Origin of the sequence: Rhodovulum sulfidophilum DSM 1374 (assembly GCF_001633165.1) — a bacterium.
Taxonomy (GTDB): domain Bacteria; phylum Pseudomonadota; class Alphaproteobacteria; order Rhodobacterales; family Rhodobacteraceae; genus Rhodovulum; species Rhodovulum sulfidophilum.
Genome location: NZ_CP015418.1, coordinates 3,157,267 through 3,170,528, shown reverse-complemented (window position 1 = coordinate 3,170,528; position 13,262 = coordinate 3,157,267). Strand labels below are relative to the sequence as shown.

Sequence of the window (13,262 nt, the reverse complement as noted above, 5' to 3'; positions counted from 1 at the left end):
CGCCGGATGCCCGACCACGGTGTCCCTGATGCGGTTGCCGTCGGCCGCCCGCGGTCGCGATCACGCCGCGCTGCCCGGATCTCTGCGGCGGGCGGTTCCGGTGCGGCGCCATGCCCGCCATGCCCGGTCGCCGTTGCCGATTGCAGCGTCCGCCGCCCCGGCCTAAGACACGCCGCGACAGAAACGAAAGGTCCCACGGGATGAGCACCGATACCGATTTCGCCGCCGCGCTCCAGCACAAGATCGATTTCAAGACCAAGCCGCTGGGTTCGCTCGGCCGGATCGAGGATCTGGCGACGCTCATCGCTACCGTCCAGGGCACGCTGAGTCCGCAGATGAAGACCTGCGAGCTGACGATCTTTGCCGCGGATCACGGTATCGCGGCCGAGGGCGTGTCGAAATTCCCGCAGGAAGTGACGCGACAGATGGTGCTCAACTACCTGGCGGACGGGGCCGGGGCCAATGCCTTCGCCCGGGCCGTCGGGGCCGAGATGAAGGTCGTCGATGCCGGGGTGGCGGGCGCGCCCTTCGGGGTGGCGGAACTGATCGAACGCCGGATCGGCGCGGGCACGAAAAGCTTCCTGCACGAGCCCGCGATGAGTGCCGCGGAATGCGACCGCGCGCTTGAGGAGGGCCGCAGGCTGGGCGCCGAAAGCCTGGCCGATGCGGTCGCTTACGGCGAGATGGGCATTGCCAATACCGCCTCGGCTGCGGCGCTGGGCCACAAGCTGACCGGTGTCGGGCTGGATGTTCTGGTGGGGCGCGGCACCGGGCTTGACGATGACGGGCTGACGCGCAAGCGCAAGGTGCTGGAGGCCGCCGTCGCGCGGACCGGCGCGCTGGGGCCGAAAGAGGCGCTTGCGGAATATGGCGGTTTCGAGGTCGCGATGATGACCGGCGCGATGATCGGCGCGGCCGCGGCGAGGAAGGTCGTGATCGTCGACGGCTTCATCGCGACCGCGGCCGCGCTCGCCGCCATGCGGATCGCGCCCGCGACACGCGCCGCGATGGTCTTCTCGCACCGCTCCGAGGAACAGGGCCATGGCGCGCTGCTCGACGCGCTGGGCGCCGAGCCGCTGCTGCGTCTGGGGCTTCGGCTGGGCGAGGGCACCGGCGCGCTGCTGGCCTGGCCGCTTCTCAAGGCCGCGGGCGAGATGCTGAACACCATGGCCAGCTTCGACGATGCCGGCGTGACGGGGCCGCAATGACCCCGGCTGCCTCGCTGCGCGAAGAGGCGCGGCTGGTCGTTCTGGCGCTGCAATTCGTCACCCGCCTGCCGCTGCCTGCCGATGCGGGCTATACGCCCGACCGCATGCGCCGGGCGACGCGCTATTTTCCGCTTTGCGGCGCGCTGATCGGCGCGCTTCTGGGGCTGGTCTTCGCGGCGGCGGCGGCGGTCTTTCCTCCGGCGGTCGCGGCGGTGCTGACGCTTGCGGCCGGCGTACGGCTGACCGGGGCGCTGCATGAGGACGGGCTGGCCGACATGGCCGACGGGCTTGGCGGCGGGCTGACGCGCGAGCGCGCGCTCGAGATCATGCGCGACAGCCGGATCGGCAGCTATGGCGCGGTGACGCTGATGCTGGCGCTGGTGCTGAAGCTGGCCGCGCTCGCGGGGCTCGGCGCCGCGGCGGGGGGCTGGGCCGCGCTCGGAGCGCTGGTCGCCGCCCATGGGCTCAGCCGTCTGGCGTCGGTGCTCGTCATGGTGCGCCTGCCCTATGCGCGCGACGAGGGCAAGGCGGCCTTCGCCGCCGCCGGGCCGGGCCGGGACGGCATGGCCATCGCCTGGGCGACGGGCGGAGCGCTGATGTTGGGCCTCTGGATCGGTGCGGGGCTGGCCGCCGCGTTGACGGTGCTGGCGCTGACGGTCGCGGTAACGCTCTTCATGGCGCGGATGATGATGCGCCGGCTCGGCGGTCATACCGGCGACGGGCTGGGTGCGGTGCAGCAGGTGGCCGAGATCGCGGTCCTTCTGGGGTTTCTGGCATGGGCCTGATCCTGCTGCGCCATACCCGGCCGGATGTGGCCGAGGGCACCTGCTACGGTCGTACCGACTACCCGCCCGCGTCGAGCTTTGCCGATGAGGCGGCCGAGGTGCTGGCGGCGCTGCCCGCCATCGACCGGATCCTGACCAGCCCGCTGATGCGCTGCACCCGTCTGGCCGAGCATATCGGCGCGGCGCGGGGTCTGCCTGTCGCGGCCGATCCGCGCCTGATCGAGATCGATTTCGGCGCCTGGGAGGGCATCCCCTGGGCCGAGGTCCCGCGCGAGGGGCTCGATCACTGGGCCGGGCATTTCTACGAGTCGTGCCCCCATGGCGGCGAAAGCGTCGGCATGTTCTTTGCCCGGGTCGTGCCCTTTCTCGAGGAGATGAGCGGACCCGGGCGGGTACTCGCCGTCTCGCATGCCGGGCTGATGCGGGCCGCGCTGCATCATGCCGGTCGCGAAGGCGCCTGGCAGATGAAATTCCCCTATGGGAGCTTCATCGAGCTGCCCTGACGCCGCTTTTTCGTCAGTGGCCAGAGCGCGTTCCGCGCAGGCGTGCACCGGGAGTCTCCGCCGGGATCGTGGTCTTTCGGGTATTTGTACCAAGAAGAAGACGAAACCTGATTTCTTCTTGGCGAAAATACCCATGACGGAACGCTGCTCACGGGCGCACAGGTCAGGGCAGGGGCGCGGTCCGGAAAAGCCGCACCTTCAGCCCGCCATGGGCAACCGGCGGAGCGGGCGGCAGAAAGGGCAGGGCCGTTGCCCGCGCAAGCCCCTCGTCGCTGGTGACCAGTCCGACCCGCCAGCCCGCGAAACGGTCGCGAAGTGTCGCCCCGAGCGCGCCGTAAAGCGCGAAGAGAAGCTTTCTGTCCCCGATCCGCGCGCCATAGGGCGGGTTGACCATCACCAGACCGGCCGGGCCTTCGGGCCGGATCAGATCGCTGACCGCCTGGCGCCGGAAGTCCGTCCGGTCCGCGACGCCCGAGCGCGCGGCATTGGCGGTGGCCATCCGGATCGCGCCGTCATCGCGGTCTGACCCGAAGAAACGGGCCTCGGCCGGGATCGCGGGCGCAGGCGCCTTCATCGCGGTCCAGGCCCCGGCATCGAAGCTGGCGAAGTCTTCGAAGGCGAAGCTGCGGTCGCGGCCGGGGGCGAGGCCTGCCGCGATCTCGGCCGCCTCGATCGGGAAGGTGCCCGAGCCGCACATCGGATCGAGCACCGGTTCCTGCCCGTCGAAGCCGCAGGCGCGCAGGAAGAGCGCGGCCATTGTTTCGCGCAGCGGTGCCTTGCCGACCGCCTGCTTGTGGCCGCGCCGATGCAGCGGTTCGCCCGAGCTGTCGAGGCTGAGCGTCACCAGATTGTCGTCGATCCGGACCTTGAGCGCGATCGCCTCTTCGCCGCCGATGGGCGCGCCCAGCGTCTCTGCGATGGCGCGCTCGATGCGCTGGGCGGCGGCGCGCGCATGGTAGATCTTCGAGGCCCGGCATTGCACCTCGACCCGCACCGGCCGGTCGGGCCTAAGCACCGCCGCCCAGTCGACCTTCCGCGCCCGCTTGTCGAGCTGGGCGAGATGGAAGGCGCGAAAGGCGCCGATCCGGACCAGCACGCGCGAGGCGCCGCGCAGGACCAGATTGGCACGCCAGACCTCGGGCCAGCCCCCGGTCACGGTGACGCCCCCGGGGACCGCCACGGGCGTGGCAAAGCCCGCCGCGCGGGCCTCTTCGGCCAGAAGCGGTTCGAGCCCGGGCAGGGCGGCGAGAAAGATCTCGAAGGGGGCGGCGGCAGTCATCCGGGCTCCGGCACAGGGGGCAAGGCATTCGCGATACACCGGAAGCGGCGGGCAGGGAAGGGCGTGCTTGACAGCTCGGGTGCGGCGCCGCTAGCGATGAGGGCGGAACACGCGGTTCCGGTCGATCCGGAGAGGAACGTGAGGTTCTCTGCCAATCTGGGGTTTCTCTGGCGCGAGCTCGAGCTGCCCGATGCCATCCGTGCGGCCGCCGCCGCCGGGTTTTCCGCCGTCGAATGCCACTGGCCCTATGACACGCCGCGATCCGCGATCCGCGCGGCGCTGGACGAGACCGGTCTGCCGATGCTCTCGCTCAACACCCGTCCCGGCGATCTTGCGGTGGGCGAGTTCGGGCTTTGCGCGTTGCCCGGGCGGGCGGCCGAGGCGCGCGCGGCGATCGATCAGTCCATCGCCTGGGCTTCCGCGCTCGGGGTGCCGCAGATCCATGCCATGGCCGGATGCGCGCGCGGGCCCGAGGCCGAGGCCGCGCTGGCGGCGACACTGGCCTATGCCTGTCTCGAGGCCGCCCCCTATGGCATCGGCATCCTGATCGAGCCGATCAACCCGCATGACGTGCCGGGCTATGCGCTGGCCAGCACCGCCGAGGCGGTGGCGATGATCGAGCGGGTTGCCGCGCCGAACCTCCGGCTGATCTTCGACTGCTACCATGTGCAGCGCGCCGAGGGCGATGTCTCGGTGCGGCTCAGGGCGCTGATGCCGCTGATCGGTCATGTGCAGGTGGCCTCGGTGCCCGATCGCGGCCCGCCCGATCATGGCGAGCTCGACTATGGCCATGTCTTCGGCCTGCTCGAGCGGCTGGGTCACGCCACGCCGGTCGGCGCCGAATACCGACCCGACGGACCCACCGGCGACAGCCTGGGCTGGATGGCACGCTTCGCGGCCAGCGCTGGGTAGGGCGCGCGGCGGTCTGTGTCCCCGGCGTTCGCGGCCTTGCCCCTGGAGACGGTCGCGCGGGGTGTCGAGAGGGGCAAGGCGGCTGGGGTCCGGTCGGGCGCGAGGGCGGGGCTCCGGGGGCCGGTCTTCTGATGCCATGTGCGGCAGGAAATGGCGGGCCGGTCCCTAGCGGAGCGGGCGGAAAAGGGGATAGAAGCTGGATCGTTGCGCAACCGCCGCTTTGGCCAGGGCCGCAGGGAGACAGATGCCGGAACATTCCTTTCTCGCCATTGGCGAATGCATGGTGGAGCTTGCCCCGGACCGGGACGGGCTCTTTCGCATGGGTTTTGCCGGGGATACCTTCAACTGCGCCTGGTATGCCCGGCGGCTGCTGCCCGAAACCTGGTCGGTGGGCTATGCGACCGCCGTCGGGGCGGATGCGGTGTCGGACGACATGCTGGCCTTCATGGCGGCCGAGGGCATCGCGACCCAGGCGATCCGCCGGATCGAGGGGCGCACGGTGGGGCTTTACATGATCGCGCTGAAAGACGGCGAACGGAGCTTTTCCTACTGGCGCGGGCAGGCGGCGGCGAAGGCGATGGCCGACGATCCGGACTGGCTCGACCGCGCCTTTGCCGGACGCGACCTCTTGCATCTCTCGGGCATCACGCTGGCGATCCTCGCGCCCGAGGCGCGCGAACGGCTTTGCGCAGCACTCGGGCGGGCGCGGGCGGCGGGCGCGCGGGTGAGCTTCGACACCAATGTCCGGCCCCGGCTCTGGCGCGACCCGGAGGAGATGCGGGCCGGGCTGATGCTGGGCGCCTCGGTCGCCGATACGGTGCTGCCCTCCTTCGACGAGGAACAGGCGGCCTTCGGCGATGCCTCGCCCGGGGCGACGGTGGCGCGCTACCGCGAGGCCGGGGCGACGACGGTGGTGGTCAAGAACGGCGCCGCGCCGATCCGGCTTTGGGCCGAGGGCGCCGAGGCCGAGATCGCGCCGGTGCGGGTCGCGCAGGTGGTCGACAGCACTGCTGCGGGCGACAGTTTCGCGGCGGGCTTTCTGGCCGCGCGGGCGACCGGGGCAAGCCCGCCCGAGGCGGTCGCGCAGGCGGCGGCGCTTGCGGCCCGGGTGATCGGGCAGCGCGGCGCACTTGCCCCCGGTCTGTTTGCGGATGGGGCGGAGCCCTGAGCCGGCTTCGCCTCAGTTGACCGGGTTCCGTTGACGGGCCTCAGTTGATTGCCCTCAGTTGACGGGGCTCGGCAGCGGTTCGCCATCCAGAAAGGCACGGATATTGGCCAGTTGCAGTTCGGCCATGGCGCGCCGGGTCTCGACGGTGGCAGAGCCCGCATGCGGTTGCCGCACCACATTGTCGAGCCCCTGAAAACGCGGGTCGATGGCGGGCTCGTCGAGATAGACGTCAAGCCCGGCACCCGCGATCCGGCGCTGTTCCAGCGCGGCAAGCAGCGCCCCCTCATCGACCGTCGTGCCGCGCGAGATGTTGATCAGGACACCCGTCGGCCCGAGCGCGGCAATCGCCTCGGCAGAGACGTAATTCCGGGTCTCCTCGCCGCCGACCAGCGCCACGACGAGGAAATCGACCGCTTCGGCAAGGCTGACCGGATCGGCGTGATAGCGCCAGCCTGGGGTCTCCTTCTGTTGCCGCGAATGGTAGTGGATCTCCATCTTGAAGGCGGCAAGCCGGTCGGCGATCTCGCGCCCGATCCGGCCCAGCCCGACAATTCCGGCCCGCGCGCCCGACACCTTCCGGGCAAGCGGCATCTCGTCGTATTTGCCCCAGCGGCCGCTCCGGACCCAGCCGTCGCCGCGCAGAAGACAGCGCGCCTGTGCGAGGATCAGCCCCACCGCCATATCGGCGACATCGTCGTTCAGAACGTCGGGCGTGTTGGTGACGCGGATGTCGCGCGCGGTTGCGGCGGCCAGGTCGATGGCATCGTATCCGACGCCGAAATTGGCGATCAGCCCCAGCCCGGGCAGTGCGGCCATCTCACGCGCGCCGAATGGGGCCTGGCCCTTGTAGGCGACGGCGCGAAGTCGCTTGCGCAGGCCGGGGGCGAGCCCTTCGAGCGCGGCGGGGCTCTCGACCGAGACGGAGGAGACCGCGGTCGACAGTCGGGCGCGCTCGTCCTCGGTGAAGGCGGCGCCGCAGATCAGCAGGGGGGTATCGGTCATGAAGGGGCCTTTCGTCTGGATGGTGCGCGCAGTCGCGCGGGTGGGCGCTGAGGATGGCGGTCGCAGCGGCGCGGGACGGGCGCGGATGCCGGTTTCCGGGCGCGCCGCTGGCGGTCCCGGCGATATGCGGCTCTGCGATTGGTCTCTGCCTCGGCCGAGCCTGTCCCGGAGGCCTTGCTGTCGGGGAGGACGTGGAAGGCATCGCCCGGCGGCTTGGTGCCGTGCAGCCCGGAAGGCCGCGTGCCGGGCGATGGCGCTCACGCAGCAACGGGTCTTGAGGCCGGGCCGTGCCATCTGCGCGAATGTCGGGACCGTATGGCCGATCCGCCAGCCGGTCATTGCCTCGGTTCCGGCAGGGGCCCTTGGCCCTCCATCGGACGGGATCAGCGGGTCGCGAATATCGGGAGATTGTCGCGGGCGGGAGTGGTTCTCGCCCGACAATGCCGTAACATGAGAAAGGACTGAAAGGCATTTGATAATAATATGGTTTCAGGATCGCGATGGAACTCCTCCAGTCGGCCGGGTCGGGATGTTCGGAATGATCGGCCTGGTATGGGTCGGTGATCGGCCCCTGCTCTGCCCCGGTCTCGAGGACACCCCCTCGGCCTTTCTGCAGCGGGAACGCGACCGGGATCGCACCGGGATGGTCGCTGGCGTGTTGATGGGGCGCAAAGCCCGGATCGGGAGAGAGGCTCTGATGCCCGGGCTGGTCGAAGAGCGGGATTGCGAAGAAGGGGCCTGGTTTACCTTGGGGCAGGGGGACCACGGTCTCGGGATCGACCCCGTGGCGGTGCTGCGGGTCGGACGCCTCGGGCTGACGCGGCGCGGTACGGCCGCTGGCCGGAATGGCGTCAGGTGCTGGGAAGCGATGTGCCGGGACGACGGATTTGACGATGGGCATGTGCATGCGGAAATCGGGTTTGCGGAAATCGCTCGGGCGGATGCCGGGATGAACGTTGTACGGCCGCTGCACGGCCAACGCCCGGGCCGCCATCGTGAGGGTCGCGACCGGTCTCTGGCGCGACTGGCTGTCGGCGAATTGAAGATGCGTCATGGGCTTCCTCCCCGGGGCCGGGCCTTGCGGCAGCTTCCGATTGGATAGCCCAAGAGAAATCCCGGGATAAAGGCCTCCGTTCGGCCCGCGCGCCCTGCCTGGCGTTGCCGGGCCCGATCCGCCGGGGATGCTTCTGGAAACGGGGCCAGCCGATTGGTGCGGTCGGGACCTCTCCGGCCTTCGGGGCCGATTGGTCTTGCATCCGGCATGGCGTATCGGAATGCTTGTGCCGAGGGCCGCGACCGGCTTCCGGTCCGGGGCAGGCCCGCCGCCTTTGATGTCACGCATGGCGTCACGACCGGGGGCGCAACAGAGGACAAGCGGAGGATGGGCATGGGCGATACGCGCGCGAACAGACGGTTCCGGTCGCAGGAATGGTTCGACAACCCGAACAACCCCGGCATGACCGCGCTTTATGTCGAGCGCTACCAGAACCAGACCTTCACCCGGGGCGAGCTGCAATCGGAGCGTCCGGTGATCGGCATCGCCAATAGCGGCTCGGATCTGGTGCCCTGCAACAAGATCCACATCTTCCTGATGGACCGGATCAAGGCGGGCATCCGCGAGGCGGGCGGCGTGCCGATGGAATTTCCGGTGCATCCCCTGCAGGAGACCGGCAAGCGCCCGACTGCCGCGCTGGACCGCAACCTTGCCTATCTGGGGCTGGTCGAGATCCTGCATGGCTATCCGCTGGACGGGGTGGTGCTGACCACCGGTTGCGACAAGACCACGCCCGCGATGCTGATGGGGGCGGCGACGGTCGACATCCCGGCCATCGCGCTGAATGGCGGGCCGATGCTCGACGGCTGGTGGCAGGGCAAGCGCGCGGGCTCGGGCACCATCGTCTGGGAAAGCCGCCGCCTCCTGGCCGAGGGCAGGATCGACTATGACGAATTCATGGACCGGGTCTGTTCCTCGGCGCCCTCGCTCGGTCATTGCAACACCATGGGCACGGCCTCCACCATGAACGCGATGGCCGAGGCGCTGGGCATGAGCCTGACCGGCAATGCCGCGATCCCCGCGCCCTTCCGCGAACGGATGGCGATGGCCTACGAGACCGGCAGGCGGATCGTGCAGATGGTGCTGGACGATCTGAAACCCTCCGACATCCTGACCCGCGCCGCCTTCGAGAATGCCATCACCGTCAACAGCGCCATCGGCGGCTCGACCAATGCGCCGCCGCATCTGCAAGCGATCGCACGGCATGCGGGGGTCGAGCTGGACGTGACCGACTGGGAGCGGATCGGCCATGACGTGCCGCTTCTGGTCAACATGCAGCCCGCGGGCGAATACTTGGGCGAGAGCTTCTTCCGGGCCGGCGGGGTGCCCGCGGTGATGGCCGAGCTGGCCCGGGCCGGGCGGCTGCATGTCGGCGCGATGACCGCGACCGGCCGGACCCTGGCCGAGAACCTCGAGCGGGTCCGCTCCGCCGACCCGGACGTGATCGCGACCTATGACGCGCCGCTTCGGGCGCAGGCCGGGTTCAAGGTGCTCTCGGGCAACCTGTTCTCATCGGCGCTGATGAAGACCTCGGTGATTTCCGATGAATTCCGCGCGCGCTTCCTGTCCGAGCCGGGCCAGGAGGGCGTGCATGAGGCCCGCGCCGTGGTCTTCGAGGGGCCCGAGGATTACCATGCCCGGATCAACGATCCCGAGCTCGGGATAGACGAAAGCGCGATGCTCTTCATCCGCAATGTCGGCTGCGTCGGCTATCCGGGCTCGGCCGAGGTGGTGAACATGCAGCCGCCGGATGCGCTGGTGAAGCAGGGCGTCCGGCATCTGCCGACGGTCGGCGACGGGCGCCAGTCGGGCACCTCGGAAAGCCCCTCGATCCTGAACGCCTCGCCCGAGGCGGCGGTGGGGGGCGGGCTGGCCTTGCTGAGGACCGGCGACCGGGTGCGGCTCGATCTGAACGCTTCGCGGCTCGATGCGCTGGTCGACGATGCCGAGTGGGACCTGCGCCGCGAGGCCTGGGAGCCACCCGAAATCGTGAGCCAGACCCCCTGGGAAGAGATCTACCGCGCCAATGTCGGCCAGCTGGCCGAGGGCGGCTGTCTGGAACTGGCCACGGCCTATCGGCGGATCGCCCGCGATCTGCCGCGCGACAATCACTGAGACCAGGATGGCAGGCCGCATCGTCCTTTTTCGGGGCGCGGGGCGGCCGATTTCGGTCCTGTCCCGGTTGCGTTCTGCCCCTTGACGGACAGGATGCCGCGGTCGTGGTCCGATGTGGCGGAAGGAACCGCAGGACGGGCGAACGCTGCGGTCCATCTTGCGCGACAGAAGACATGTGATCGCGGGTCTGGCGCCGGAAGGGCACGGCACAACCGCGTGAGAGGGCCGGGACCGTCCGGGAGGGGGCTCTGCCCCCCGTCCTTCGGACGCCCCCCGGGGTATTTTCGCCAAGAAGAAGGAAACGGCGAGGGTGTTCAGGGTGCCGGACAGGGAGGCTTGCTGTCGGGACGGCTTCATGGGCCGGATAGTGGGGGGAGGGACGGCGCGTGGGTGCGGCGAGGACGATCTGAGGGGCTCCGGCGAGAGCGGCGGCGGCGTCTATAGCCCGACCGGCAGGACGGTGCCCGGTCGGGGTGTTGGTCAGGGCGTCGTCTGTAGGCGCAGGAGCGGCGTCGGCCATTTCGGCAGCGAAAGGCGCGGCGAGGGTGGGGAAGATGCCCCGGTTACCGTCCTTCTAGAGCGTCTGATAGCCGGTGATGTGACCTTTCGGCATCGCGTGGACATCCGGAGAGCGGGCATAGTGGGCGACAGCGCTCCGCCCGATTGCGTGGTCATTCGCGCGGCCGGAGCCGTTGGTCTTCCAGGGGGATCCCGGGCGCCGAGCGGCATAGTTCGTTCGTTTCGTTGGCGGCGACGGGGCGGGCTGGGCTTGTTGCGCAAAGCGTTGAGGAGGAGCCATTGGCGGATCCAGTGTGTTGGATCGGTGCCATGTAGAAGCTTTTGTCCACCCGCTATGGCAGGGTGAGCTGGTCGGACTGTTGCAGGGCGCGCGCCAGCGGGGGCGCTTTCGGTCCGGTTTGATCTTGACTGGGTCCGTGCATGCCGAAAAGAGTGGCAAACGGGGACGGCCTGAGATCACGGCCCATAGGGGGCTTTTCATGACGCCACAGCGGGGCGATGGTGCCCTCATTGGGACGCCCCCGTGTCGTCTGTGTCCCGGCGATGTGAGGTGGGCGGTCGTGGGGCTCCGGCGCCAGGAGGTTGTGGCGGCGGCCCGGGTCGCGCCGGAAAGGCTCAGAGCGTTGACGGCTGTGCGTCGGGCGCGGTCAGGACGACCGCTCCGGTCTGCTCGAATGTCGCGATCAGACCGGCCAGGGTCATCCGGTCATGCGCGATCGTCTCGACCTCGGCCCCCTGTTCGTCGAGCGCGGTGGCATATAGATGCGAGAGGCGTTCGCAGCCCATAACCGCGACCGGGCGCCCCTGCCACATGTCGCGCATCGCCGCGAGCTCGCTACCGATCAGAAGCCCCGACAGCCGGCCCCGGATCTGTCCCGTCGTCGGCGGGTCGAGCAGTGCCCCGGCGCGTAGGGAAAACAGGGTGCCTGCAATCCGCTCGGGGTGGCAGAAGGCCTCGTCGACGGCGGCGTGGAACAGGCGGTCGTTCCAGATGTCGTCGAAGGCGCGGCGCAGGATCGAGCCCCGCACCAGCAGCCGGTAGAGTTCGCCCGTGATCGCGGTACGGAAGGCCAGCACCCTGCCGTCGCAGAGCCGGACCCATTTGGGATGCGTCCCCGGCAGACAGAGCGTTCCGTCGAAATCCGGGCGGATGGTGAGGAAACCGGCAACCCGGGTTTCCTCGCCGCGCATCACGTCGGGCGGCTCGGTCTGGCAGAGCCCCGGCAGGATGCCGACCGAGAGGCGCGGATCGGTGCTGGGCGCGCGCACCGGCCGCCTGGCGCTCGGTCGGCAGGGCAGGCGCGCATAGGGCACCTCGATCCAGCCGCGCCGTGCCCCGGCCACACCGCAGACCAGGACCGGGGTGACCTCGCCCGGGGGCAGCATGCTGTCGGCCAGGGCCAGCAGGGCGGGCTCGAAATCGGCGGGGCCAAGGTGCTCCATGCTGAGATCCGAGGCGCCTTCGGCCTGCACCTCGTGCCCGGTCATCGCCCAGACCCTGAGCGAGGCGGGGCCCCAATCGGCGGCGAGCCAGTGCTCCCCGGCCATTTCCATCACCCGGGCCCGGGCGCGCCGATGCGGCGCGGGTGAAAGCGTGACAGTTGCCGGCAGGTTTCGCCGGGGCGCAACAGGACCGACGGATAATCGGGCCGGTTCGGGGCATCCGGCCAGCGCTGGGGTTCGAGCGCAAGCCCGGCATGGGCGCGATAGGGGCGGCCCTGATGGCCGGGAAAGGGCCCGGTATCGATCCCGCCGCCGTCATAGACCTGCAGGCCGGGCTCGGTGGTCGACAGATCGAGCGCGATGCCGGGCGCCGACAGCCTGCAGGCGGGACGCAGGCGGCTGGGCGCATCGCCGAGGCAGAAATTGTGATCGAGCGGTGCATCGCCGGGGACCCGCACCGGGCGCGGGCGGCGGAAATCGAAGCGGGTCCCGGCCACCGGCGCGGGCGAGCCGAGCGGGATCAGCGCGGCATCGACCGGCAGATAGGTCCCGGCCGCGATCTCCAGCAGATGGGCGTCGAGCGTGCCGCTGCCGTCGAGGCACCAGTAGCCGTGCGGGGCGAGATTGCAGAAGGTGAGGCCGCCGCTTTCGCCCTCGAGCAGGATCTCGAGCGCGCCGTCGTCCTCGATGGAATAGCTGGCCCGGAGCGTCAGCGGACCGGGCAGCCCGCCGGTGCCCTCGGGCAGCGACAGGCCGAGGCGGCAGGCGGTGGTGCTTTCGCTCTCGATCCGCCAGTTGCGGACCGAGCAGCCCGCGGGCCCGCCATGCAGCATGGTTCGGCCGGCCTCGTTGGCCTCGAGCGCCAGCCTGCGTCCCCCGAGCGGGGCCGAGGCCCCGGCGATGCGGTTCGCGACCGGGCCGACCACGGCGCCGAAATCGCGCATCGGGCCAAGATAGGGGGCAAGGTCGGGGCTGCCCAAGACCAGCGAATGGCCAATGCCGTCCAGCCGCAGATCCATCAGCGTGGCGCCCCAGGTCATGATCCGGGCGCGGGTTCCGGCCCGCGCGATCCAGAGCGCCTCGACCGGGCTGCCGTCCGGCGCGCGACCCAGTAGCCCCCGCCCGGTGGCGGGGTCGTCACTGCGTGCGGTGTCGAGGGCCGTATCCGTGGCGGAGGTCATGCGCGGCGCTCCTGGCTCGGCTTCTGCCGTAGCTCAAGCCTCTGCTACAACCGGGCCGTGTGCAAGTCCCTTCTTGCTGGAACGGAAAGAGGC

At 70.1% G+C, this 13,262-nt stretch carries 11 protein-coding genes; 7 read left to right on the top strand and 4 right to left on the bottom strand.

Features of this window, described 5'->3' with window-relative positions:
• The first annotated feature begins 200 nt into the window (after positions 1-200).
• Genes cobT through cobC form a run of 3 tightly spaced genes read left to right on the top strand, consistent with a single transcriptional unit; the run spans position 201 to position 2,496 of the window.
• Positions 201-1,208, top strand: a complete 1,008-nt coding sequence (gene cobT, locus A6W98_RS14850; RefSeq protein ID WP_042462663.1) for a nicotinate-nucleotide--dimethylbenzimidazole phosphoribosyltransferase — start codon at positions 201-203, stop codon at positions 1,206-1,208.
• On the top strand, positions 1,205-1,993 hold the full coding sequence (cobS, locus tag A6W98_RS14845) for an adenosylcobinamide-GDP ribazoletransferase (RefSeq protein WP_155734826.1): 789 nt from the start codon (positions 1,205-1,207) through the stop codon (positions 1,991-1,993). Before cobT ends, cobS begins: the two co-directional genes overlap by 4 nt.
• Complete coding sequence (cobC, locus tag A6W98_RS14840; RefSeq protein WP_042462661.1) at positions 1,984-2,496, top strand: alpha-ribazole phosphatase family protein; 513 nt, start codon at positions 1,984-1,986, stop codon at positions 2,494-2,496. The genes cobS and cobC overlap by 10 nt, the downstream gene beginning before the upstream one ends.
• Positions 2,497-2,659: 163 nt before the next feature.
• On the opposite strand, the gene A6W98_RS14835 is transcribed toward cobC, so the two are convergent.
• Positions 2,660-3,775, bottom strand: coding sequence for a THUMP domain-containing class I SAM-dependent RNA methyltransferase (locus A6W98_RS14835; protein ID WP_042462659.1), 1,116 nt, complete (start codon positions 3,773-3,775; stop codon positions 2,660-2,662).
• Positions 3,776-3,913: 138 nt separating this feature from the next.
• Between A6W98_RS14835 and A6W98_RS14830 the strand changes: the two genes are divergently transcribed.
• Both A6W98_RS14830 and A6W98_RS14825 read left to right on the top strand, forming a co-directional pair.
• The gene (locus tag A6W98_RS14830) at positions 3,914-4,687 is read left to right on the top strand and encodes a hydroxypyruvate isomerase family protein (protein WP_042462656.1); all 774 of its coding nucleotides are present in this window, start codon (positions 3,914-3,916) and stop codon (positions 4,685-4,687) included.
• 244 nt (positions 4,688-4,931) lie between these two features.
• Positions 4,932-5,855 carry a sugar kinase gene (locus A6W98_RS14825; protein WP_042462655.1) on the top strand — a complete coding sequence of 308 codons (924 nt, stop codon included), beginning with the start codon at positions 4,932-4,934 and terminating at the stop codon, positions 5,853-5,855.
• Between the two features lie 54 nt (positions 5,856-5,909).
• Here A6W98_RS14825 and A6W98_RS14820 read toward each other — a convergent pair whose 3' ends face one another.
• Positions 5,910-6,857, bottom strand: a complete 948-nt coding sequence (locus tag A6W98_RS14820; protein ID WP_042462652.1) for a 2-hydroxyacid dehydrogenase — start codon at positions 6,855-6,857, stop codon at positions 5,910-5,912.
• A gap of 538 nt (positions 6,858-7,395) precedes the next feature.
• Between A6W98_RS14820 and A6W98_RS14815 the strand changes: the two genes are divergently transcribed.
• Both A6W98_RS14815 and A6W98_RS14810 read left to right on the top strand, forming a co-directional pair.
• Positions 7,396-7,959 carry a hypothetical protein gene (locus A6W98_RS14815; protein WP_155734825.1) on the top strand — a complete coding sequence of 188 codons (564 nt, stop codon included), beginning with the start codon at positions 7,396-7,398 and terminating at the stop codon, positions 7,957-7,959.
• A 285-nt stretch (positions 7,960-8,244) separates the two neighbouring features.
• Positions 8,245-10,026 carry an IlvD/Edd family dehydratase gene (locus A6W98_RS14810; protein WP_042465218.1) on the top strand — a complete coding sequence of 594 codons (1,782 nt, stop codon included), beginning with the start codon at positions 8,245-8,247 and terminating at the stop codon, positions 10,024-10,026.
• A gap of 1,134 nt (positions 10,027-11,160) precedes the next feature.
• On the opposite strand, the gene A6W98_RS14805 is transcribed toward A6W98_RS14810, so the two are convergent.
• Together A6W98_RS14805 and A6W98_RS14800 are read right to left on the bottom strand one after the other, a co-directional pair.
• On the bottom strand, positions 11,161-12,093 hold the full coding sequence (locus tag A6W98_RS14805) for a 2-dehydro-3-deoxygalactonokinase (protein WP_042465216.1): 933 nt from the start codon (positions 12,091-12,093) through the stop codon (positions 11,161-11,163).
• A 5-nt stretch (positions 12,094-12,098) separates the two neighbouring features.
• Positions 12,099-13,169, bottom strand: coding sequence for an aldose epimerase family protein (locus tag A6W98_RS14800; RefSeq protein ID WP_081251958.1), 1,071 nt, complete (start codon positions 13,167-13,169; stop codon positions 12,099-12,101).
• Positions 13,170-13,262: the final 93 nt, after the last annotated feature.

Excerpts from the sequence above, each read along its gene's own strand:
- cobT (WP_042462663.1), top strand. The coding sequence starts at position 201 with ATGAGCACCGATACCGATTTCGCCGCCGCGCTCCAGCACAAGATCGAT.
- A6W98_RS14815 (WP_155734825.1), top strand. The coding sequence starts at position 7,396 with ATGATCGGCCTGGTATGGGTCGGTGATCGGCCCCTGCTCTGCCCCGGT.
- A6W98_RS14825 (WP_042462655.1), top strand. The coding sequence starts at position 4,932 with ATGCCGGAACATTCCTTTCTCGCCATTGGCGAATGCATGGTGGAGCTT.
- A6W98_RS14810 (WP_042465218.1), top strand. The coding sequence starts at position 8,245 with ATGGGCGATACGCGCGCGAACAGACGGTTCCGGTCGCAGGAATGGTTC.
- A6W98_RS14805 (WP_042465216.1), bottom strand. The coding sequence starts at position 12,093 with ATGGCCGGGGAGCACTGGCTCGCCGCCGATTGGGGCCCCGCCTCGCTC.
- cobC (WP_042462661.1), top strand. The coding sequence starts at position 1,984 with ATGGGCCTGATCCTGCTGCGCCATACCCGGCCGGATGTGGCCGAGGGC.
- cobS (WP_155734826.1), top strand. The coding sequence starts at position 1,205 with ATGACCCCGGCTGCCTCGCTGCGCGAAGAGGCGCGGCTGGTCGTTCTG.
- A6W98_RS14820 (WP_042462652.1), bottom strand. The coding sequence starts at position 6,857 with ATGACCGATACCCCCCTGCTGATCTGCGGCGCCGCCTTCACCGAGGAC.
- A6W98_RS14835 (WP_042462659.1), bottom strand. The coding sequence starts at position 3,775 with ATGACTGCCGCCGCCCCCTTCGAGATCTTTCTCGCCGCCCTGCCCGGG.
- A6W98_RS14800 (WP_081251958.1), bottom strand. The coding sequence starts at position 13,169 with ATGACCTCCGCCACGGATACGGCCCTCGACACCGCACGCAGTGACGAC.